The sequence below is a fragment of the Haloarcula montana genome (assembly GCF_035666295.1).
GTDB classification, from domain to species: domain Archaea; phylum Halobacteriota; class Halobacteria; order Halobacteriales; family Haloarculaceae; genus Haloarcula; species Haloarcula montana.
This window is the reverse complement of sequence record NZ_CP142029.1, coordinates 255415-278845: the sequence shown is the minus strand read 5'-3', so window position 1 is coordinate 278845 and position 23431 is coordinate 255415. Positions and strand designations below refer to the sequence as shown.

Genomic DNA, 23431 nt, shown 5'->3' with positions numbered 1-23431 from the left:
CGTGACGGTAACTTATGTTACTGTGCTGGCGGCCTGGATTGTAACAGTGTTAGTGTGGTTCGACAAGTAAGGTGGGTATTTCCGCTGTCGTCTCGGGGAAGCGGCCGAACAGGTCCTGGCATTCCTAACGATGATGTTGACCGATTTTGATATGTCGGGGATATAATAATTAGTCTTATATAAGTGCGGTTTTTTGAAGTCAGTGGTCACGTTCGGAAGGACCAGAACCGCACAAAATTTTCGCGACCCCATATAAAGGTGTTATACGGATAACCTACAGAAGAATACAATTAGAGTGTTACTTTGTCGTATAATGGCTGTAGGAGATCTAGTGCTGACAGGGCTGATGGCTGTCCTCCTCGTCGGCATCACCGCAGCACTCACGCGTATCGAGAACTGGCGGTCGTATACGCCACTGGCCGGCGGTGGAACAGCGACCGGTAAAGACGCCGTCGTCCGCAACCGCGAGAAACCCACTGGGCTAATTCGCTGGCTGACGACCGTCGATCACAAAGACATCGGACTGCTGTACGGGCTGTACGCCATCATCGCCCTCGCGGTCGGAGGTATCATGGCGATGCTCATCCGCATCCAGCTCATCGTTCCGGGGGGAGCGATTCTTGGACCGAGCGCGTACAATTCTATACTTACTAGTCACGGCATCACGATGCTGTTCCTCTTCGGGACGCCGATCATCGCGGCCTTCGCGAACTACTTCATCCCGCTGCTGATCGGGGCCGACGACATGGCGTTCCCGCGGATCAACGCCATCGCCTTCTGGTTGCTACCGCCGGCGGCCCTGCTCATCTGGGCCGGCTTCTTCCTCGCACCGGTCACCGAGAACATGATCGAGCCGGCCCAGACCGCCTGGACGATGTACACGCCGCTGTCGGTCGAGCAGGCCAACCCCGGCGTCGACCTGATGTTGCTGGGGCTGCATCTCTCCGGAGTCGCGACGACGTTGGGAGCCATCAACTTCATTGTGACTGTCTTTACCGAGCGCGGCGAGGACGTCAACTGGGCAAACCTCGATATGTTCTCGTGGACTGTTCTCACCCAGTCGGCGCTCATCCTCTTTTCATTTCCGTTGCTGGGCAGCGCTCTCGTGATGTTGCTCATGGACCGCAACCTCTCGACGACGTTCTTCGCTGTCGAGGGCGGTGGTCCGCTGTTGTGGCAACACCTGTTCTGGTTCTTCGGCCACCCCGAGGTGTATATTCTGGTGCTCCCGCCGATGGGACTGGTGAGTCTTATCCTACCGAAGTTCGCTGGTCGAAAGCTGTTCGGGTTCAAGTTCGTCGTCTACTCGACGCTGGCTATCGGCGTCCTCTCCTTTGGCGTGTGGGCCCATCACATGTTCTCGACCGGAATGGACCCACGCTTGCGGGCCTCGTTTATGGCCGTCTCGATTGCGATATCCATCCCGAGCGCAGTGAAAACGTTCAACTGGATTACGACGATGTGGAACGGCCGCCTGCGACTGGCCACGCCAATGCTGTTCTGTATCGGCTTCGTCTCGAACTTCATCATCGGCGGTGTCACCGGTGTCTTCCTCGCCTCGGTACCCATCGATCTCATTCTGCACGACACCTACTATGTGGTCGGCCACTTCCACTATGTTCTAATGGGGGCACTCGCTTTCGGTATATTTGCGGGCATCTATTACTGGTTTCCCATCTTTACCGGCCGAATGTACCAGCGGACGCTCGGGAAAGCCCACTTCTGGCTCTCGATGGTTGGGACTAACCTCACGTTCTTCGCGATGCTGGCACTCGGTTATCTGGGTATGCCCCGCCGGTATGCGACCTACCAGCTTGACGGCGCAATCGCGCCGCTGGCACAGATCTCGACGTTCCACCAACTGGCCACTGTCGGCGCGTTCATTCTACTAGTCGGCCAGCTTATATTCGTCTGGAACCTTCTCCAGTCCTGGTTGGAGGGGCCAAAAGTCGAGGACGGCGACCCGTGGGACCTCGAACGCGACGGGATGCTCAACAAGGAGTGGACCTGGTTCGACCGCAAGCTGGAGACGGCCATCACCGACGGCGGCGAGGACGAGGAGAAGTCCGCGTTGACCGACGGGGGTGAGCCAAAGGACGACTAACGCTGTTAAAATTGATGACTATGCTCATTTTGGTAATATCCGCTCACGCAGAAGTTGAGACCGGTTGTCTCAATGCATAGACGACACAGCGTGTCTGAGTACTGGCCATCCCTCCTATTGAGACATCACGAGCTCGAACCGCGCCCCGCCCTCAGACCCGTCTGTCACAGACACCGTCCACCCGTGAGCCTCTACGATCCGCTTCACGATGGTTAGTCCGAATCCGGTGCCGCCACTCGTCGAAGAGTGGCCCGGTTCGAAAATCTCGTCGCGCCGATCCGCGGGAATCCCAGACCCATCGTCTTCGACGTAGATGGCGTCTTCATCGACACGTCCGACGCGAACGGTCACGTCCGTGCCACCGTGTTCGATAGCGTTTCGGAACAGATTTTCGAACACGTGCCGCAACCGGTCGCGATCGCCCTGGAACGTCATCTCATCAGCTATCTCCAGGCTCGCCGCTTCTGTGTCTACCGTTCCCCAACACTTCCCGACGAGATCGGTCAAACTGACTGACTCCGTTTCATCTATCGTCTCGCCCTGCCGAGCGAGCGTCAACGTGTCCGTGATGATCGCCTCCATCCGGTCGAGCGATCGTAGGAGTGGATCGAGGTGTTTGCTCTCCGTTCGTTCATCAAGGATCGTTGCGCGGCCCTGTGCGACGTTGAGCGGATTGCGCAGGTCGTGGGAGATGACGCTCGCAAACTCGTCGAGACGCTCCTTTTGCCGGCGAAGCTGTCGTTCCCGTTCGACGCGGTCGGTGACGTTTCGGGTAATTCCCACAAGACGGGTTACGTCGCCGTCAGTGCATACCGGCGCTAGATTCGTCTGCCAGATGCGTGCCTCCTCATCGATTTCTAACTCTTCCTGATACGAGATCGGCTCACGAGCTTTGACACACCGGTGATAGTTCGCTTCGAGTTCCGCTCCCTCTTGCTCACCGAATACATCACGAGGCGTTTCTCCCCGGACCTCTTCGGTCGTAAGGCCGGTCTGTCGCTCGTATGCCGGGCTGAGTCGGTCGAATTCGAACGTAACGTCGTCGTCTGAAGCGTCGACATCGACGAAGAAAATCGCGTCCTCTGCATTGTTGAGGAGAGCCTCGTACTCTCCAGCCAGTTCGCGGAGTTCGCGTTCCTGTTCTTTCCGCTCAGTAATCTCCCGGCTGTTGAGTAGGATACCACCAATGATATCGTCTTCGAGTCGATTTCGCAGCGTGGCCTCGATCCAGCACCACGACCCCTCGGCATGTTTGAACCGGACTTCAACGGTCTGGGGGTCGTCCGGCGCCTCCAGAACGGCTTCGACCGCCTCGGCGTTTTTCTCTCGGTCGTCGGGATGGACGTATTCGTATCCGGTGTTTCCGACTAATTCCTCGGGATCGTAGCCGAGCACTCGACTGACGGCGGGACTCACGTACGTCATCGTTCCGTCTGCGTCGACAATCGTGGCGATGTCCTGCAACTCTTCGACGAGTCTCCGATACCGATCCGTCTGATTCTCACTCCGTGTGTCCGAAGTCTCAGTGTCTTCCATTGGTCAGTGGTTTTCGGCGGGCGTTGCTCGAACGGACGAGTCGGTGGACACCCGGGGGAGGCTCAATACGACTGCTGTCCCACGGGGTGAGTTGTCCACGAAGGTGACTTCGCCACCGTACAGCGAGACAGTCCAGTAGACTATCCAGAGCCCGAGTCCGGTGCCATGCCGGAGCGGCGTTTCCTCGCCCTGTTCGATCGTTTCCAGCTCTTTGGCTGGAATCCCCGGCCCGTTATCCGCAATTTCGATGTCGATCCACTCCGCAGACTGCTTTTCCTTGGATGGTCTGGTGGTGACCGTCACCTCGGGTTCGGGTTGGTCGTTGTGGACGACTGCGTTGTCCAGTAGTTCCTTCACTGCCAGCTCCAACCGGCTATCTGCTCGAACGTAGAGTGGGTCAGAATTATCGAGATCGAATGAAGCGGTCGAATACTCTTCAGAAAAGGTGCTGACGATGTCGCTAACTAACGCCGTCACATCGGTAGCAGTCTCAGCTGCGAATTCGTTTTCGAACAATGAGCGCACAGTTCCGGCTTTGTCACTCAGCGACTCCAGGGCATCCGCTCGTCGTTCGATCGTCCGCACGTGCGCCTGCGATTCATCATCGCCCAGCGATTCGCGGAGTAGTTGGGCTCGGCCCTGAATCACGTTCATTCCGTTCTTGAGATTGTGGCGCAAGACGCGATTGAGAACGTCGAGTTGCTGTTTGCGCAGTCGACGGTTCGTCACGTCGGATTCGATCGTGACGAAGTGCGTGATCTCCCCGTCGTCGTTCGCCATGGGCGAGATCGTCTGGGCGACGTGGTACAGCTCCCCGCTTTTGCGCTGATTTATGAGGTTTGCATTCCACTGCTCTCCCGAAAGGATCGTCTGCCACATTCGATCGTAGAACTCCTCGTCCTGTTTACCCGACTTGATGATGCGGGGGGTTCGACCGACGGCTTCCTCACGAGTATAGCCGGATCGGGATTCGAATTTCGGATTCACGTACTCGATAGTTCCTTCGCTGTCAGTGATGAAGACAGCATGTCCTGCGTTCTCGACGGCTTTTTTGAACAGCTGTAAGTCCATCTCGCGCTCTTTGCGCTCGGAAACGTTCTCCTGGAACCCGACGTAATTCTCGACGGTTCCGGCGTCGTCTCTCACCGGCGCGATACTGACGCGGCTCCAGAACTGACTGCCGTCCTTTCGGTAGTTCCGGAGTTCCACGGACACCGGCTCGTCTTTCTCGATTGCCGTGCGCATTTCGGCGACTGGTTCGTCTCGGGTCGCCTCACCCTGGAGAAACCGACAGTTGCGCCCCAACGCTTCAGACTCGGAATACCCAGTCAACGCTTCGAATCCCTCGTTTACGTAGATCATCGGGTTGTCCTCTCGGTCGGGATCGGTGATGGTGATCCCGACGGGCGCCTCGTCCATCGCCTGGGACTTCAATTCGAGTTCTCGTGCGTACGCTTTCCGGTCTGTCACGTCGCGTGCGGAGAGGATTACCGATGACTGGTCGGAATCCTCGAGCGTCGCAGCCGACACCTCCAACTGTCGCGTTTCTCCCTCCTTCGTCCGACACGTGAGGTCGTCGGTCGATCCCTGCCCCGCCTCCTGTACCTGCTGGAGAAAGGACCGAAACCGCTCTCGATCATCGGCGTGGATTATCTCCATCGGCGAGACAGTGAGCAATTCGTCACACGAGTATCCCACGAGGTCACACGCTGCGGGATTACACTCGGTGATCTCGTCGCCAGCGGGAGCAACAACGAAGATCGCGTCGTTCGTCGACTCGAACAGCCGCTGAAATCGACTCTGTACGTCCGCGTAGCGCTCTGACAACTCCACCGACTGCTCGCGCCGGGCCAACAAATTCCCTACCCGACGAAACAGGGTCGTCCGGTCGACCGGTGCTGACACCACTTCGTCAATGAGCGGTGGCCCGTCGCCGTTCTGCTCGGACGGCAGCGGGACAGTTCCTCTCGACCCGTCCTGCTGAATCAACAATACGGGAGTGAAGGTCGGATGGGTCTCTTTTTTGTGCTCTCGTAAGGCGTCGCGGTACGTCGGCACCATCTGTTCACCAGCGAGATAACAATCGGCGGGCTGGAGGGTGTCATCGGCGATGACGTCGTACCGCTCATCGAGAAATTCTTCGAGGGCTTGCCGGTCGTTATCGCCGTGTATCAGGAGTTGGATGGTGTGTTTCCCACTCGTTTCGCGACTCGACCGCCCAGTCATGATTGGTCCGTTGTCTGGTGGGTCTCGTCTGGAACGGGATGTGTTGAACTACCCTGCATGATGCCCCGAACGTTATCGAACGATCCCTCGATGACCAGTCCCTCGCCAGACACGATTGAAAATCGGTGGAATCGACTGTCGAAATCCCCGAGTCGCTTTTTTATGACGCCGATCGCTCGGTCTAGCTCGCCGTCGACTTCTACGTAGGAGAGAAACACGATGTTGTCTGCGATGTAGCTGGTGTTCGTACTGGTAGCCTCCGGGATGCCGGTGAGGCGATCTGCTTCGTCTGTAATGATAACTGCAATCCCGCGGTTCTTGAGTACTCGAGTGAGGCCGTGAAGTCGGCGAACGAGCCGCTGATCGTCACCTTGGAGGGAGATCTTGTAGCCCGAGAGCCCGTCGATAAACACCGCGTCCGGCGCGTGTTCGTCGACTTGGACAAGGACGTGCTGATCGAACTCCTCAGCGGAACGCACAAGCGGTTCGGTCTCTGTCAACTGCATCGATCCTTGCGCCCGCATCTCCGAGATAGGGAGTCCGAGGGTTTCCGAGCGATGGACGAACTGGTCGATAGACTCCTCGAACAGGTATCCGAGTGCTGTCCCACCGTTTTCAACGATGCCCGAGAGTATCTGTGCACCGGTGGTCGATTTTCCGATCCCGGTCGGACCGCTGATGAACGAGACGGTCCCGCGTTCGATTCCGCCACCGAGGAGTCCGTCGAGAGCTTCGTGACCTGTTGTGATGAGTTCCGGGTCGAACGTCCGGTTGTCGTGTTTCGGGATGGTTTGTGGGTAGACTTCGATCCCGTGCTCGCGGATTTCGAGTCCGTGGGTGCCGTCGACCTGTCCGAGACCGCGGTGTTTCGGGACCGCGATCCGGCGTTCGTGTTCGTCGAGGTACAGGTTGATGACCCCGTCACTGAGCGACTCGAAATCGTCGTGCGTGGTTTCGAGAGTACTTTGCCCGTTGAGTGTTCGCGTTGCGACCGTCGTCACCTGCCGGTCCCGAAGAAACCGGATGAGCGATTGCAACCGCTTGCGGTACTGGTATTCGTCTCGTTCCACGTACTGCAGCTGTGTGATCGGATCGATGAGAATCCGGGCCGGGTCGACGTCCTCGATTACCTGTTTGATATCTTGTGTGAACCGCTCGGATTCGATTTCGGTCGCCTCAACCAGGTTGTACGACTGGTCCTCGGCGAAAAAGTCTGTCCCGGGCCCGATGTCGAGAAATTCGGCATCTCGAATGTCGACATCTAGCCGGGCCGCGTTGACGAGGATGTCGCGTCTGGACTCTTCGCCGTGGATATACACGACTGTCTCGTCAGCATCGAGTCCCGCTCGCAAGAAGTGTTGGCCGAGCAGCGACTTCCCCGTTCCCGAGGTTCCCTGGACGAGGTATGTACGGCCTCGGATGTACCCTCCGTTGAGTAATTCGTCCAATTCGGGGATACCCGACGCCACCAGATCGATTTCCTCGGTCGGCGTGTCACGGGAGCCGTCAGACATCGTCTCTCATATGATCACAATGGGCTTGAAGGACATAAGCCGGCGGTCTAGATAACGCGATTCGGTGGAGCGGGGAATCTGAGCGATGACGCGGCTCACTCCGTCGTTTCGACGCCAGTGATCTCGAAGCGTGCGCCGCCCGTCTCGCTGTCAGTCGCGCGGATTTCCCAGCCGTGTGCCTCCACAATTTCTTTGACGATCGCGAGACCGAATCCAGTGCCATCATCAGCGGTCGAATAGCCGGCCTCGAAAATATCTTCGCGTTCTCCGTCGGGGATCCCCGCTCCATCGTCCGCGACGTAGAACCCGTCAGCTATCTCCCCGACGGTCACCGTTACCTCACCGCCTCCGTGGTTGACGGCGTTCCTGAAGAGATTCTCGAACAACTGCTGAAGTCGGCTCCGGTCAGTCGATATCGTCTGGTCTGTTTCGACAGCGAGCCTTGCGTCCGCACTCGGCGTCGTCTGCCAACACTCCTCGGCCAGTTCCGACAGGGTGACCGGTTCCGTAGTTCCGATTGCCTTCCCACTCCGAGCCAGTGCCAACAGATCTTCCACGAGTACCTCACACCGGTCGACCGAGTCACCGACGGTATCGAGGTGCTCGCTGTCACACTCTCGCTGGGCCAATTCCGTGTGCCCCAGGGCGACGTTCAGCGGGTTTCGCAGATCGTGACTGACGACGCTTACGAACTCTTGGAGACGGGCGTTTTGCCGTTCGAGTTTCTGTGCACGCTCTTTGCGCTCTGAGATATCTCGGAGTGTCCCGACTGACCCGTCGAACTCGTTACCTTCGTAAGGAAGGACACCCATGTGATCCTCACAGACGATCGGGTCGCCGTCACAGGGATGGATTGTCACTTCGAATTTTACCGTCTCTGGGCCGTCACTCGACAGCAACCAACCCAAGTGGTGTTCCGCCCGTTCGACGGCATCCTCGTCCTTGATGAGTGACGGCGTGCTTCCGAGAATGGTTTCCCGGTCGTAGCCGACCAACTCGATGAGTTCGTCGCTGACATATGTGAATCGCCCCTCCTCGTCGAGCACGTACACGGCGTCGGTCAACGCCTCGATGATCGTCTCGTGCTTTTCGAGTTCCTGCCGACGCTCCTTGCGGTCGGTGATATCGTGACCAGACCCACGGAGTTTCGTTACCTTGCCACCGGATTCTACGACCGGCGTGATCGTCATGTCGATGAGACGCTCGTCGCCGTCCCCTGGCTGAAGTCGCCACCTGTTGTGTAGTTCCTCGCCTGTCTCGAAGGCCCTTTTCAGCGTTTGCTGAATGTCTTCGCGATCTTCTGGGTGGAACAGTGCTATCGCCTCCTCCAGAGTGATCTCGGCCTGGTCAGGACGACCGATGATTCGCCGGGAGCCAGCTGTCAGCAGTACAGTCCCACTCTCTCTGTCCAGTTCCCACCCATCGGTGTCGCCGGCGAACTCCGTCAGCCGCGCCAGTTTTCGCTGTCTGTCGACCCGCTGTGTCTCACGTTGTGCCCGGACGCCATTGCGGATCCGGTTGGCTAAGAGTTCGTACCGCTCGGTGCTGGAGCCCTTCTGGAGATAGTCGGTGACGCCGGCAGAGATAGCGTCGCTGGCGATGGCCTCGCTGCCCTTGCTGGTAAACAGGATGAACGGCAGGTCTGGATACCGCTCTCGGACAGCCTGTAAGAACTCGAGTCCGTTCATGCCGGGCACATTATAATCCGAAACGATACAATCGGGCCGGCGGTCGTCTATTCGCTCTAACGCCTTATCCACGGTAGTCACTGTCTCGACAGTGAACTGGTCGTCTTCTCGCTCGAGAAACGTCGCGGTGAGACCAGCGAAATCAGGTTCGTCGTCGACGTGAAGCACCTCGATCATCTCTACCATCTCAGTCAGGGCCCTTGCCTTGCTCATGTTTCAGCCGAGATGGTTTCCGGATCGATCCAGACGATGTGTCTATCCTCCCGGGCGACGAGGCCGTTGATCATCTCCTCACCGACTGCTTCGACAGAGTCGGGGTCGATCGTCAGGATCCGGCGCACGTCCGTTACCGCCCAGCCGGAACGCCCGCCCGTCGTCATTTCGGTATCGAAGACGATCATCCTGTCCTGGCTGATCCCGTTGTCTTTGTGTCCGTCTTGCAAGAGTCTGGCACTCGGATCGATGACTCTCGTCGTCTCGCCTCGGAGATCGATCGCCCCTTCGACGTGCGGGGGCGAATCCGGGATCGAAGTCACGTCTTTTTTCGAGCGGCTCACGACCTCGGTGACGTATTCGATGTTGATGCAGTACTGTTCCTCCCCGAGCGTGAACTCAAGGACCTGGTATGAGCCCATGAGTTCACATCTCTCCATCGTGATCTGGCGTCCGACCCTCTGTATCAGATGTGTGGTGCCCGCCGTCGGCCGCAGCCGGCGATCCCGGTGACGCCTCGATACCGGGACCGGCGCCTGATCCGGTGTCAAAATCCGACACCTGGTCGTGCAGGTCTTCGGCGAGACCGGACAGTTGCTGGATGTTCTCGGAGGCTTCGGACAGGGAAGCGGTCTGTTCTTCCGTCGCGGCAGAGACGTTGCTCGCCTCGGCTGCGGTCTGCTGACTGACGCTAGAGACTTCGTCGACCATCGAAACCACTTCCTCCGACGAAGCCGCCTGGTCGTCGGTGGCGTCGCTGATTTCCCGGATGCCGCTTTCGGCCTCTTGCACGGCGTTGGCGATCTCGTCGAACATCTCGATGGCGTCCTCAATCGTGTCCGACCCGCGTTGCACCTGGTCGCTCATCTGCTGCATCCCCTCGACGGTATCCTCCGTCGTCGCCTGGACTTCTTCGATGCGCTGTTCGATGTCGGAAGTGGCTTCGGCAGCCTCCTCTGCCAGGGATTTGATTTCATTTGCCACGACACCGAATCCTTCACCCGCCTCGCCGGCACGAGCGGCTTCGATCGAGGCGTTCAACGCGAGCATGTTGGTCTGTTCGGCGATCTCAGTGATCATCTCGACCACTTCGCCGATCTGGTCCATCTTCTCGTCGAGCGTTTGGACCTGCGTGGCTGCCTCGTCGGCCCGAGTTTCGATGGACTGGATCTCCTCGGTCGCCTCCGAGGCGTACTGCCGGCCCGTCTCGCCACGCTCGACGGCCGTACTGGCAGTCGAAGTCACTTCTTCGGCTGAGGAGGCGATTTCCTCAACGGTCGCCGACATATCGTTCATCTCGCCGGCCACCTCTTGGAGGTTCTCATTTTGCGTGTCCGCACCGCGTGAGATCTCTTCGACGGACTCCGCGACCTGTTCACTGGCCTGTTCGATCTCCTCTGAACTACCCGCTACTTCCTCACTCGAAGTCGCGACGTCGTCTGCGATGGCCTGAACACGTTCGACGCTTCTGTTCAGTTGTCCGATTCCGTCCTCAAGGTCACCCAGTGCAGTTCCAAACGCTCCCGGGTAGTCCGTGTCGATATCTTGGGCGAGCCGTCCGTTTCTCAACCCCTGACTCGTGGTGGCGATTTCCTCGAAGCTCCCCGAGAGCGCCTCCATACCGTCGTCGAAGGCGATGAGTATCTCCCCGTAGTTGCCGGCGCGGTCGGTGTCGATGTCTTGGTCGAGATTACCGTTTTTCAGGTTCTGGCCGGCGGTACGGATCTCTTCGAAACTCCCGACCATTTCGGTAGCACCGTCGTCAAGGTTGGTCATGATGTCGCCGTAGGTGCCGGGGAAGTCGGTCCGGCGGTCCCGGGTCTCGAGGGCGTCGTCACCGGTTGTGAGGTTAGTGCTGAAGGTGTTGACTTCGTCGAAGACACTGCGAAGATTGGACTGCATTTGCTGGAATGCATCGCTCATGCGGCCGAGTTCGTCGTCTTCGAAGTGGTCGTCAACTTCGGCGGTGAGGTCGCCCTCACTCATGGCCTGTGAGGCCTCCGAGAGCTGTTTGATGGGGCTGGTGATGCGTTTGGCGACGAAGAGGCCGATGACGATGGCCGCGACGAACGCCCCGACAGTCAGTCCGAGAAGCACTAACTGTACTGTGGCTGTGGTGCTGTCTGCCGACGCGACTGCTGCTTCTTTGTCTTCGACAGCGAGCTCTTCGAGCGTGTGTGAGTCCTCGCGCATGTCTGTCAGTATCGGGTCCAGTTCTGCCATTTGCTGTCTGGCACGCTCCGTCTCACCGGCCTCGGCCGCATCGAACACCTCCTGGGCGACGGCCGTGTACTCCTGGTGTCTGGACTGCAAATCGACGAAGGCCTGTTGTTCTTCCTCGCTCAGGTCGCTTCCATCCAGCTGCTGTGCCCACTCTTCGAAGTGGGAATTGGCCTCCTCAAAGTCGGCTCTGGCACCGTCCTCGCCGATCATGGCTGCCTGGACTGCCACCTGTTGTTCTTCGACAGCGACCAACATCTCCATGGACGCGTCGATCTTGTCGGCGTCCTCAGAGATGACGTGGGCCTCGGCATCGACGGCCCCCACGGCCTGGTACCCGACCAATCCAGTCACACCGACTAGCAACGCCACGAGCACGAACGCCAGAATGAGTTTCGGTCGCAAGTCGAACCGGTCGATTTTCACCTTCTCTAGCATGCGATATCCTCCCACGACCAACCCGATAGTTGGGGGCTCTAGATAACAGGATGAGTATCACGGCTGAGAACCGACAACTATCTCGCTCGCCAACTTCTCCGTTCGAAGCGATTCCAGGGATCGAATCAGCCAATACCTTCCGAACCGCGCTCTTGAGAGTATCCCGTTACCTAGAGGAGGAACTTATGACCACCTTCAGTCAACGCTCATCCATGTCCGGTTCACCGGAGTATGGCCGAGCGGATTTTGGACGCGGCGGTCTCAACGAGCAGTTGGATGCAGACTCGCTAGTCGACGAAATTGGCTTGGATAGAGCCGAAATCCAGTGGCGGAAGGATTTCATCGGCTTCACCGACGACGATGTCCGCCGCCTTCGAACGTATCGAGATGACTTCGCGGACAACGCTGACCAGGTGGCCGAGGACTTCTACGACAACCTGACCGACCACGAAGAGACAGTCGAGGTCATCGAGCGGTCACCCAAGAACGTCGAGCAACTCAAGCGCACGCAGTCGGCGTATCTTGTGACGCTTACAGAGGGAGAGTACGGCACGGAATACTTCCGAGACCGGGCCTGTATCGGCAAACTTCACGATATGCTGGATATGCCGATGAAGCACTACCTCGGCCAGTACGGCGTCTACTACGACCTCATCCTCCCGCTGGTTGGCGACCGACTCGTCGAATCACTCACCGACCGCCTGACAGACGCTGTCGCAGACGGTGGGGTCGAAACCGCTTCTGACGAGGGAGAGGGCGAACTGGATCCGAGTTCCGGTTTCTCGCGTCCCGCGATCGAAACCGCGGTCCGAGAGGAGGTCGACGACGCCGTACAGGATATTCTCGCTATCCTCCGGATAGTCGATCTCGATATGCAGGTCGTCACCGACACCTACATCCACTCCTACAGCCAGCAACTCGAAGAAGAGATCGAGCGCAACAGGCAACTGATGACCGATGTCGAGGAAGAAGTGAAACAGCCGGTGAGTGACATCCAAACGAGCGCCGAGGACGTCGCCGAGAGTTCCACTGCAATCAGCGACGCGGCGACCCAACAGTCCGAACGGGTAGAAGAAATCTCTTCCGAGGTAGCGAACCTCTCGGCGACAGTTGAGGAGGTCGCTTCGACAGCCGATCAGGTCGAGAGTGCGAGCGAACGCGCGGAAACCCTCGCGGAAGACGGCAAGGAAGCTGCCGATACTGCTGCTGGGGTCATGGACGACATCGACGAGGCGGTAAACGACGTCGCGGACGATGTCATCTCACTACAGGATCGCGTCCAGCAGATAGACGAGTTCGTCGACGCGATCGACGACATCGCCGAACAGACCAATATGCTCGCACTAAACGCGTCGATCGAAGCCGCTCGTGCCGGCGAGGCGGGCGAAGGATTTGGCGTCGTCGCAGACGAGATCAAAGCACTCGCCGAGGAGTCACAAACTCACGCCAGTGATATCGAGACGATGGTTAACGGCATCCAGACCGATACCGAGGAGACGACAGCGAATCTCGCTGAGACGACCGAGTATGTTGATGAAGGTATCGAACGGGTGCAGGATGCCATGGATAGCTTGACTGAAATCGTCGAGGCTGTCACCGAAACAGCGAACGGAATCAGCGAAGTCGCAGACGCGACCGACGACCAGGCGGCTGCCGCCGAAGAGATCGCGTCGATGGTCGATGACATGGTCGACAGGACCGACCGCGTCGCAGAGGAAATCGAAAGTCTAGCTGCGGCGAACGAGGAACAGGCTGCGATGGTTTCCCAAGTGGAAGAGTCAGTGACGCGTCTGTCTGGCGAACGCTCTGCGACGGATGGAGGTCGGGACACCGTCACTACGACTGACCCCAACGAGGTGTCGATTCCGGAAGACCTTCCCGACGACATGCCGGACTTCGTGATTGAGATACTCTCGGACGCGCAACTTCGAGAGGTGGCTATCGGGAACCTTGATCCGACAAACCTGCTGTGACGTGCAGTTCTGGCGGAAACAGGAACTCACAGACAGCGACGAGAGACAGCAGCAGACGCTGGTGGTGGACACAAACGAGGAATACTGAATGGATACAGGCGCAGCTACATTGACTGACCTGCGGGATAGTATCGAGTTTATCAGACGCCACGAGAAGGAACTCCGTCTGTTCAACGTCGACCCGGCTGATGCGTTACATGAGAACCTCAGGACGTATTTCAAGACACTGAACGTGCGGATCACCGCCGAACGAACGGCGTCGGGGTCTCCCGAAGACGTCGCAGTCCTGAGCAACGCGACCGAAGTGCTCGCCGTCGTCAAGGCCGCAACTCTCAGGGAGTTACTCGAAGACGTTCCCACGGGGGATGGGGAACTCGGCATTGCCGACGCCGAATACGAGGGGATCCTCCGTTATCTCAAGGAGACTACCTTCACATCCTACGACACCGAACAATTGCTATACGCGTCCCGGGAGATTGAAGACCGTGCCCGTCGGATCGGCCAGGGTTCGATTCACGCGGGCTTCCAGCAGTGCTCGGTCATGGCAGAACAGCAACCTGTCTACTCCGACCTCGCTCGTCGGGGTGTCTCGGTGCACGCCTACGGCGTCCCCGACGTCATGCCACCGGAGCTCGGTTCTGCTCACGTTCATCCCATCCCGACAGACGAGATCGCCGAAACGTGGTTCGTCGTCTTTGACGGAGGTGGCGATGATACGCAGAAGAGTGCTCTACTCGCCCACCAACGCGACGAGAACGCGTTTTACGGGCTTTGGACATACGACCCGGGATTCGTCAATCACATCCTCGGATATTTGAATCGGACGTACGACTCCCCGTCCGACGACGTGCTGTCCGGTCTCTGACGCTCATAAATCGAGAGTTCATACCAAAATCGGGCATCCCAATACAGAAACTGACAAACACTCGGTTGGAGGTGCTATCGGACCGTTCTAAAAATATGAGATCAGTAGAATGTTATTTATATCTGGGTAAAGGATAATAATGGAGAATGGCAGAACAGAACCGGCAAAGAAGAGATGAGGAAGGGAACAAGTCGAACCACGCCGAATCTGTCGAGGCCGGTTCTGTTTCGTGGCGTGATACCTTCGTGTCCGAAGACCCCACACAGGAGAGAGCCGGCACAGCAGACGATTCCTACGGACTTGGAGAGTCGGCCAGGCGAGAACTGCGAGCGCGGACGAACGCACTGAGGGCGCTCACACGGGCGAGTGACCTCTTTGTCGGTTTGTCCGCCTCTGTTGACGAGAGTGTCCGCGCGCTCGTCACCGAGCTTCCACAGTGGTTCCAGAAACCTGAAACGGTCGAGGTCAGAATGCGAGTCGGTGATGACTTGTTCAAAACCGACGGCTTCCAGCGGACCGGTGATCCTCTGACGGCGGAGGCCCGCACACACACTGGCACGGCTGTCTCGATGACGGTCGTGTGCACGGATCAGCGACCCGACACCGGAGAGCGGGAGTGGCTCCCAACAGAACGAGAACTGGTCGAGGGGCTCGTTTCACTCGTCAAAGAGGGCATCGATCGATGGGAGATAGACAGTCTGAAGCGCGTGTCCGATGGTGTTGCCGTACTCGACAGCGACCTCACCTACACATACGTGAACCAGCAGGCTGCTCAGTTTCTCAGTCAAGATAACGAGGAACTGCGTGGCGAGTACGTCTGGGACGTTTTTCCCGAAGCGGCAGACACCATCGCCGAAGAGAAAATCCAGACGACTCTCGACACGCAGTCGCCGACGTCCTTCGAGCGATATAACGCCGAAAGAGAGCAGTGGGTCGAAGCCAGAATCCACCCGAGCGACGGCGGTGTCATCATCGCATTCACCGAGATCACCGACTCGAAGGTAGCCGAACGGGAACTGGATCACGTTCTGGAAACGACCCCTGTCGGAATCGTACTCCTCGACGCAGAGGGGGATATCACTCGCGCGAACTCCCGTGCCGAAGAGTTACTCGGCCTGTATAGACGCAAGATAGGTGGAAAGGGGTACGACCACCCCGACTGGGATATCTGGGACGAGGCGGGCAATCCGATCCCACGCGAGGACCATCCGATCACGCGTGTCTTCGAGACCGGTGAGACTATCACTGGGTTCACCCACGGAATCACGCTCCCGGACGGCTCCGAACGGTGGCTGTCGAGCAACATCGCCCCGATCAAAACTGAGGACGGGTCCATCGAGCAGATCATCGTTGCACTGGAAGATGTCACTCTTACCAAACGCCTCGAACAGCTCATCGAGACGTTCCAGCCAGTCAACGAGATTCTCAACAGCGCAACCGCTGACGAGGAGACCAAACAGGCCATCTGTGAATTGCTGACGGACACGCGGGAATACCAGTACGCACGGATCAGTGAGCGCACCCCGGGCACAGCACCAACCGAATCGAATCTTCAGGAGGGGTCGGGGGTTGTCGCTGCCAACGATTCGGCGCCCCTCCCGATACAATCACAGACAGAGGTTGCTCCGGCAGAGGTCGCTGTTGAAACAGGCGATGTACAGGTCGTTACGAGGAGCCAAACTGACTCACGGTTTGACCGGTGGCGAGCATACACACTGGACCATGGGTTCCAGGGCGGAGCTATCGTTCCCCTTCAGCATAGGGGTCGCGTCTACGATCTACTCGTCCTGTATACAGACCGTGGAGAGGCATTCGGGAGCCGCGAGCAGACACTCCTGACAACGCTCGGTAAGAGGATCGGGCAAGTTCTTCACTCACTCGAGACGGAGCGCATTCTCCATGCCGACACAATGGCCGAACTCACCTTCGAGAGCACTGACCCGGCGTCGTTTTTCGTCTCCGCTTCCGAACAGTTGGGTTGTACTATCGAGATCAGGGACACGATTCCGGCCTCGGATGAAATGTTTGTTCACTATGCGTCCGTTCGGGATGCTTCGTTGGATACTTTCAGTGATATCGCGGAGAACGCGGACTGGGCCGCCCAGTTGCGACAGATCCGTCACACCGAGGACCCGCCAGGTGGAGACATCGAAATCGGACTGCGCCGACAATCCCTGGCACAGACACTCGTCACAGAGGGTGCAGTCGTCACGACGGACACGGTAACTGATGGCCGGGCCGAGGTCGTCTGCGAAGTGCCACTCGGTACCGATATTGGTTCGCTCGTGGCGCGTGTCCAGGAGTCGTTCCCGGAAACGACGTTGGTCTCAAAACGTGAATACACTCCCGCTGCGAAGTCGAATGCACACGCAGTCGGTCGGATGCTGGGAGACATCTTCGAAACCGAACTTACGGACCGGCAACAACAGGTCCTGAGAGCTGCGATGTACGGTGGGTACTTCCAATCACCGCGACGAAGTACGGCAACCGAGATTGCCGACGCGCTCTCACTGACCCAATCGACCTTCTCCTATCATCTGCGAAACGCGCAGCAAACACTTTTTGAGCGCCTATTCGACCGATTACAACGACAATGACCAACGTCCTGCTCGAGGTGCAGAATTCCCTGAAGAAGAATACCGGATTCTGGACTGCTGAAAGGAACTTCTAGAAGGGCGCGGTCGGGGGTTCGTCGTCTCCGCCGCTTTCTCCGCTGTCGGTTGTTTCTCCAGGGAATGACGGGCTCTTGCCGCCGTGGCCACTCCCACCACCACCGCCGGTATTAGCGTGAACGGTCTCTATTTCGGCAATCTCGTTCACCATCCGTTTCTTGATGGCCTGGATCGTCATCGGGGAGATACCGCACCCGCTGCACGCACCCCCGAGTTGGATGGACACCTCGCCGCTTTCCCGGTCAAGGTTCTGGATCGCTGCCGATCCCCCATGCATTTCGATTTGTGGGAAGTTCTTCTGTAGGAAAGTCCCGATTTCCTCGCGCAGATCCTCCTCACTTTTCGCTTCGGAACTCATACCCCTCTGTTTCGACTCTGGCCGTATAACTCTGAATCAACATGATTTTTTGGTTTGTTCCAAAGTGACATCATCAGCGGTATAATTGGTGCCCCGACTCTCGAGTGGCCGGGGGGAGGCGATGTAATTCCTGCCAGGTCCGGGCACTGAATCTTTTATTTCTTCCGCCCGTCGATCCAGTGATGACCGAATTCGACCCGGAGAAATTCGAAGACAAATACGTCCATTACTTCGAAGAACTGGAGACAGCATACTCGAATGCGTACCAGCAACTCCACGGACAGGCCGACTCAGAGGTTCTTCGCGCCATCGACCGACAGGTGCTCAACGAGAGTGAACCGGTCTACGAGGGCGATGGACAATTCCGTATCACCTTACCTGACGATATTGAAGAGCGGAAACAGACCTTGCCCGGCGACGAGGAGACCTTTGATGCCCTTCTCACTGAATTCGTCGATCGGATCGAAGATGAATTGCGCCAGATCTTCGGATTTGAAGAGTAAGCGCGGGGCGGGATCCCTTGATCTGGAGGGTGGATCAAAAAATAGTCGCCACGAATACAGCGGTAGTGATATCGTTGCGCTCTCGCCCCCTGAGCTACTGAATTGAATTAGACCTGATCGCTCCGCTCGCGTGTTGCTTCTCCGATGCCAGCATTCGCTGAACAAGCAGGACACGCATACACTACGCCTGACTCATCGCCAAACACTCGTATGAACCGATCCGAAACGTGCTCTCCGCAGGTGCTGCATTCTGGCATGGTGTTATCGATACGGCAGGCCTCCAATCCCGGACCGGGGAGTGTCGTCATCTATGCGATTCAGAATAGGCGCAATGTTGATCAGAGCGTCCGCGCACCCACGATAGTTCGACACGACACCGGTTGGGACAGCGGGTGAACGGTGAACCGACATGTCAGTATCTTCATCGCTCAGTAGAACTCCCGGACAAGGTCCATCGCGTCGTCCGGGGCGCCGTCGGGGATGTCGGCCATGTTCTCGGTGAGTCCTTCGCGCTGTTCCCAGGGGGTGGAGTTCTCGTCTCGGTAAATGATGCCTTGGTACTCCTTGTCGGCGTCGAGGATGGCATCTTTGGCATCGTCGTACTCGGTGGGGTCGTGGTCACTTTCCTGTAGGTCGACGATGGAGTCTCTGAAGTAGTCGTAGGTGTCGACGTCGTTGAACGTCACACACGGTGAATAGACGTTGACGAAGCCGAAGCCGTCGTGTTCGACCGCCTGCTGGACGATCTCGGTGTGGCGCTGTGCGTCCGACGAGAACGACTGGGCAATGAACGTCCCGCCGGCAGCCAGCGCGAGCGCGAGTGGGTTGACCGGCGGCTGTTTGGGACCATCGGGCGTCGTCGACGTCTCGAAGTCCTCACGCGATGTCGGCGAGGCTTGGCCTTTCGTCAGCCCGTAGATGCGGTTATCCATGACGACGTAACTCATGTCGACGTTGCGGCGGACGGCGTGGATGAAGTGGCCCGCACCGATCGAGTACCCGTCACCGTCACCACCGGCGACCATGACCTCCAGGTTTGGGTTTGCTAGCTTCGTCCCGATGCCGACAGGAAGCGCCCGACCGTGGACACCGTGGAGCGCGTAGCTGTGCATGTAGGTGCCAATCTTTCCCGAACAGCCGATACCGGCGACGACGAACGTGTTGTCCGGGTCATTGCCGGTGTTTGCGAGCGCTTTCATCATCCCGTTCATCGTCCCGAAATCACCGCAACCGGGACACCAGGTTGGCTGCTTGTCGGATTTGAAGTCGGTGAATCTGACGTCTGAGCTCATGTTGTTATCCTCTCTGTCTCCCAATCTTGACAGCCGGATTCGCCGGCGTATTGTTTCTCATTCCCGGTCACCAGTCGCTCAAGTGATTGCTTGTCATCACTTCGATTGTTTGGGTGTATTGGGATCTACTCGTTCAATTCCTGCGTCAGCGAGTTCGGTTTCCACTGCCGGAGGAAGCGTTTCGAGTGTCTCGTCTACTTGTGGAGCAACTGATATACCGTCGACTCTCAGTGCCACTAACTTTCCACGGTTGCCCTGTGCGGCGACCTCGAATTCGAACGGGCGATCTCGTTCGTCGAGCGCATACACCCAGACTTTCGAGAGGCCGTTTGCGCTCTCCCAGTGAGCGCTGTTGAGGACGCTGAGACTCCCTGCAGGGGGAACACACGGCGAGCCACACGCCTGGCACTGGCCTGGGTGAGGCGAGGTGCCAACGTACTCGTAGTCGGCCCCGCACCGGTAACACTGTAATGTCAGAATCATCGTCAGCGCTCCTCCTCTCGGGGGTCAGAGCCTCCCAGCACGTCCCGGGTCAACGTCGATGGCGTCGACAGGGCAGACATCGACACAGAGCATACAGTCGATGCACTGGTCCTCATAGGTGGGATCGGCCTTGATTTCGGATTCGGGGTGGTCAGGGGTATCAGTCCACTCGAACACGTCAACGGGGCAGTCCTCCAGACAGGCCCCGTCCGCAATACAGATGTCGAAATCCACGGCGACGTGGGTTCCGTGGATGCCCTGTTTGTCCTCCGTTGGTTCCTCGCCATCTGTCGTCCATACCCGGTGGTCCTCGTGGCGGTCAACTTCCTCGTGGGTGTTCTCGAAATTCGGATCGATAGCCATCGAGATATCCTCTCGCACGTTGTGTAGCGTTCAGCCGCCCTGGTCACTACCCGAGCGAGCCCTCCATCTCGAGTTCGATGAGCCGGTTCATTTCGACCGCGTACTCGATGGGCAGTTCCTCCGTGAGCGGCTCGATGAAGCCAGCGACGATCATCTGCTTCGCGTCGTCGTCGTCGAGACCACGCGACTGCAGGTAGAACACGTCCTCGTCGCCGATCTTGCCGACCGTCGCCTCGTGGGCCACGTCGACCTTCGACTCCTGAATCTCCATGTAGGGCATCGTGTCCGACGTACTCTCGTTGTCGAACATCAGCGCGTCACACTCCACGGAGGTGGAGGCGTTCTCGGCGCCGTCGGCGATGTGGACGAGCCCGCGGTAGTTGGTGCGGCCGCCGTCTTTCGAAATGGACTTGGACTCGATAGTCGACTTCGTGTCGGGCGCGTTGTGGTAGACCTTCGCGCCGGTGTCGATGTTCTGTCCTTCGCCAGCCATGGCGATGGTGATGTGGTTGTCCGTCGCTCCAGGGCCCTTGAGGATGGTCGACGGGTACAACATCGTGGCTTTCGAGCCCATCGACCCCGACACCCACTCCATCGTGGCGTCCTTTTCGGCGATGGCGCGTTTGGTGTTGAGGTTGTAGGTGTTCTTCGACCAGTTCTGCACGGTCGAGTACTGGACGTGAGCGTTCTCCTTGACGAACACCTCGACGCCACCGCTGTGCAGATTGAACGCCGAGTACTTCGGCGCGGAACAGCCCTCGATATAGTGAACTTCGGAGTTCTCCTCGGCGACGATGAGGGTGTGCTCGAACTGACCCATCCCCTCGGAGTTCATCCGGAAGTACGCCTGCACGGGCATGTCGACGTTCGTGTCCTCGGGGACGTAGACGAACGAGCCGCCCGACCAGATCGCGCCGTGGAGCGCCGCGAACTTGTTGTCGCTGGGCGGGACGGCCTTCGTCATGAAGTACTCCTTGACGATGTCTTCATGCTCTTGGACGGCCTTGTCCATGTCACAGAAGATGACGCCCTTGTCCTCCCAGCGCTCCTGCATGTTCTGGTAGACGATCTCGGACTCGTACTGTGCCCCGACCCCGGAGAGGGCGTTCTTCTCGGCTTCCGGGATGCCGAGCTTGTCGAAGGTATCCTGAATCTCCTCGGGGAGGTCTTCCCAGTTCTCGGCGCCGCCGCGCGTCTCGATGTCCGGGCGAATGTACGGGACGATCTCGTCGATGTCGACCTCGCTCAGGTCAGGCTGACCGGGCCAGTCGGTCGGCATCGGCATCTCCTGGAACTGCTTCAGCGCTCGCAGCCGGCGCTGGAGCATCCACTCGGGCTCGTCTTTGTCTTCCGAGATCAGGCGGATGGTCTCCTCGGTGAGCCCTTTCTCAGCCTCGAAGGCCGACTTCTCCTCCTTCTTGAACTCGAAGCGAGCTTCGGTATCAGTGTCCTGAAGATGGTCTTGTTCTGAACTCATGAACTTACGTTGAGACTCTGGGCCCATAAGTTTGATTCATAACTATCTTTGATAGCTATCTGTACGAATAATATCTTAATCTCTGATTCTGAGTACTCAAATTGGTAATTGATTTTTGCGATATAAAAACTTACTATCGCACAGGCTCAAAAGCGGTATATGGTATCATTATCCATCGCTCGTCAGTCCAGGAAGCAGTCTGATAGCCGACCTCCGCTCAGAGTCGGTATACCCAGTTCGTCTGCTACTTTCCGGAGTTGCCGGGTTTGGGATATCCGCTTGTCCCGCCGGCAGCGACGCTCCCGCTCTGTTATCGGGGGGAGCTGAACGTGACTGAGTCATTTACTACGCCAAGGGTTCGCGAAGAAGGCTCTCCCGAGGAACACGGTGAGACGGCCGAAGAAGAGCAGTATGACCTGTCGGCCAGAACGTGTCCGGAGTGCAGTGGACGCATCGTCCACGACGAGGCACAGGCCGAAATCCACTGTCAAGACTGTGGTCGCGTACTCGAATCAGATCAGATTGACCGGGGACCTGAATGGCGCGCGTTTGATTCGCGCGAAAAGAATGACAAGTCACGGGTCGGAGCCCCCCAAACCCAGCAATTACACGATCGTGGCCTGTCGACGGTTATCGACTGGCGAGACGAAGACGCGTATGGGCGGTCGCTCTCGTCTCGTCAGCGAAAGAAAATGCAACGCCTCCGGAAATGGGACGAGCGATTCCGGACAAAGAACAGTCAAGAACGGAATCTAAAGCACGCGCTGGGAGAAATTAACCGGATGGCGTCTGCGCTTGGGTGCCCTGATCCGATCAGGGAAACGACGAGTGTGTTGTACCGGCAGGTGCTGGAAAAGGACATGCTCCGGGGCCGGTCAATCGAGGGAATGGCGACAGCATCCCTCTACGCCGGGTCGCGTCTGGAGAATGCACCCCGGACACTCGACGAAGTTGCTGCTGTGAGTCGTGTCGATAAACTCGAGATCGAGCGTGCCTATCGCTATCTGGCAGATGAGTTGGAGCTAGAAATGGCCCCGACGGATCCTGAAGCATACATTGCTCGGTTTGCTTCCGAGCTGGGGTGTCCGGATGAAACGGAACGTCGAAGTCGGGAACTGATTCAAGCCGCAGTCGAAGCGGGTGTTCACAGTGGGCGAAACCCTGTCGGGATTGCCGCAGCAGCGCTGTATGCGGCTGCCAAACTCACCCATCAGGACGTTATTCAGGACGATCTGGCCGAAATCGCTAACGTGAGTAAGGTCACGATTCGGAACCGGTACACAGAAATTCTCGAAGCGGCAGACGAGGTGTCGAGCAAATGAACAAATCCAATCGGAAAACAGTCCTTTTCTGTTCGTCGTGTGGGCACGAAAGCCCTATTGAAGGCGATTGGAACGTTTATCCTGATAGTGACCAGTACCGGCTCGGATGCCCAGACTGTGGATCTCGACTATTCGCCTTTAGCTAAGGGTGTCATAGAAACAATCACGCACGGGGAGGCTTTTG

At 57.9% G+C, this 23431-nt stretch carries 18 protein-coding genes; 7 read left to right on the top strand and 11 right to left on the bottom strand.

The annotated features are described in order from the left end of the window. Positions 1 to 313 precede the first annotated feature (313 nt). Positions 314 to 2104: a cytochrome c oxidase subunit I gene (locus VJ109_RS18845; protein WP_324760916.1), complete on the top strand. Its 1791-nt coding sequence runs from the start codon at positions 314 to 316 to the stop codon at positions 2102 to 2104. 114 nt (positions 2105 to 2218) lie between these two features. Here the strand turns inward: VJ109_RS18845 and VJ109_RS18840 are convergent, their stop codons facing one another. The 6 genes from VJ109_RS18840 to VJ109_RS18815 form a co-directional block, all read right to left on the bottom strand. Continuing rightward, positions 2219 to 3640: a PAS domain S-box protein gene (locus VJ109_RS18840; protein WP_324760915.1), complete on the bottom strand. Its 1422-nt coding sequence runs from the start codon at positions 3638 to 3640 to the stop codon at positions 2219 to 2221. A gap of 3 nt (positions 3641 to 3643) precedes the next feature. Beyond that, on the bottom strand, positions 3644 to 5866 hold the full coding sequence (locus tag VJ109_RS18835; protein ID WP_324760914.1) for a PAS domain S-box protein: 2223 nt from the start codon (positions 5864 to 5866) through the stop codon (positions 3644 to 3646). Next, positions 5863 to 7380 (bottom strand): ATPase domain-containing protein, encoded by a 1518-nt coding sequence (locus VJ109_RS18830; RefSeq protein ID WP_324760913.1) that lies wholly within the window; start codon positions 7378 to 7380, stop codon positions 5863 to 5865. Before VJ109_RS18830 ends, VJ109_RS18835 begins: the two co-directional genes overlap by 4 nt. Before the next feature lie 95 nt (positions 7381 to 7475). Then, complete coding sequence (locus tag VJ109_RS18825; protein ID WP_324760912.1) at positions 7476 to 9281, bottom strand: hybrid sensor histidine kinase/response regulator; 1806 nt, start codon at positions 9279 to 9281, stop codon at positions 7476 to 7478. Then, entirely contained in the window at positions 9278 to 9721 is a 444-nt protein-coding gene (locus VJ109_RS18820; RefSeq protein ID WP_324760911.1) for a chemotaxis protein CheW, read from the bottom strand. The genes VJ109_RS18825 and VJ109_RS18820 overlap by 4 nt, the downstream gene beginning before the upstream one ends. Next, positions 9708 to 11939, bottom strand: coding sequence for a HAMP domain-containing methyl-accepting chemotaxis protein (locus VJ109_RS18815; protein ID WP_324760910.1), 2232 nt, complete (start codon positions 11937 to 11939; stop codon positions 9708 to 9710). Before VJ109_RS18815 ends, VJ109_RS18820 begins: the two co-directional genes overlap by 14 nt. Positions 11940 to 12151: 212 nt before the next feature. On the opposite strand from VJ109_RS18815, the gene VJ109_RS18810 reads away from it, so the two are divergent. From VJ109_RS18810 to VJ109_RS18800, 3 genes are all read left to right on the top strand, one after another. Further along, the gene (locus VJ109_RS18810) at positions 12152 to 13912 is read left to right on the top strand and encodes a globin-coupled sensor protein (RefSeq protein ID WP_324760909.1); all 1761 of its coding nucleotides are present in this window, start codon (positions 12152 to 12154) and stop codon (positions 13910 to 13912) included. Between the two features lie 88 nt (positions 13913 to 14000). Next, positions 14001 to 14777, top strand: coding sequence for a DICT sensory domain-containing protein (locus VJ109_RS18805; protein WP_324760908.1), 777 nt, complete (start codon positions 14001 to 14003; stop codon positions 14775 to 14777). A 470-nt stretch (positions 14778 to 15247) separates the two neighbouring features. Next, positions 15248 to 17374 carry a PAS domain-containing protein gene (locus tag VJ109_RS18800; RefSeq protein WP_324760907.1) on the top strand — a complete coding sequence of 709 codons (2127 nt, stop codon included), beginning with the start codon at positions 15248 to 15250 and terminating at the stop codon, positions 17372 to 17374. 70 nt (positions 17375 to 17444) lie between these two features. On the opposite strand, the gene VJ109_RS18795 is transcribed toward VJ109_RS18800, so the two are convergent. Further along, positions 17445 to 17807, bottom strand: coding sequence for a NifU family protein (locus tag VJ109_RS18795; RefSeq protein WP_324760906.1), 363 nt, complete (start codon positions 17805 to 17807; stop codon positions 17445 to 17447). Positions 17808 to 17989: 182 nt separating this feature from the next. Between VJ109_RS18795 and VJ109_RS18790 the strand changes: the two genes are divergently transcribed. After that, entirely contained in the window at positions 17990 to 18310 is a 321-nt protein-coding gene (locus VJ109_RS18790) for a DUF5783 family protein (protein ID WP_246989810.1), read from the top strand. Between the two features lie 107 nt (positions 18311 to 18417). Here VJ109_RS18790 and VJ109_RS19575 read toward each other — a convergent pair whose 3' ends face one another. From VJ109_RS19575 to sufB, 4 genes are all read right to left on the bottom strand, one after another. Beyond that, positions 18418 to 18567: a DUF7563 family protein gene (locus VJ109_RS19575; RefSeq protein ID WP_434737309.1), complete on the bottom strand. Its 150-nt coding sequence runs from the start codon at positions 18565 to 18567 to the stop codon at positions 18418 to 18420. Between the two features lie 171 nt (positions 18568 to 18738). Then, positions 18739 to 19602, bottom strand: coding sequence for a 2-oxoacid:ferredoxin oxidoreductase subunit beta (locus VJ109_RS18785; protein ID WP_324760905.1), 864 nt, complete (start codon positions 19600 to 19602; stop codon positions 18739 to 18741). A 507-nt stretch (positions 19603 to 20109) separates the two neighbouring features. Then, positions 20110 to 20448, bottom strand: a complete 339-nt coding sequence (locus tag VJ109_RS18780) for a 4Fe-4S dicluster domain-containing protein (protein ID WP_276223989.1) — start codon at positions 20446 to 20448, stop codon at positions 20110 to 20112. Between the two features lie 46 nt (positions 20449 to 20494). Further along, complete coding sequence (sufB, locus tag VJ109_RS18775; RefSeq protein WP_324760904.1) at positions 20495 to 21925, bottom strand: Fe-S cluster assembly protein SufB; 1431 nt, start codon at positions 21923 to 21925, stop codon at positions 20495 to 20497. Between the two features lie 329 nt (positions 21926 to 22254). Here sufB and VJ109_RS18770 point away from each other — a divergent pair, with 329 nt between their 5' ends. Together VJ109_RS18770 and VJ109_RS19675 are read left to right on the top strand one after the other, a co-directional pair. Further along, positions 22255 to 23247: a transcription initiation factor IIB gene (locus VJ109_RS18770; protein WP_324760903.1), complete on the top strand. Its 993-nt coding sequence runs from the start codon at positions 22255 to 22257 to the stop codon at positions 23245 to 23247. Beyond that, positions 23244 to 23393, top strand: coding sequence for a DUF8106 domain-containing protein (locus VJ109_RS19675; protein WP_491745818.1), 150 nt, complete (start codon positions 23244 to 23246; stop codon positions 23391 to 23393). The genes VJ109_RS18770 and VJ109_RS19675 overlap by 4 nt, the downstream gene beginning before the upstream one ends. Positions 23394 to 23431: the final 38 nt, after the last annotated feature.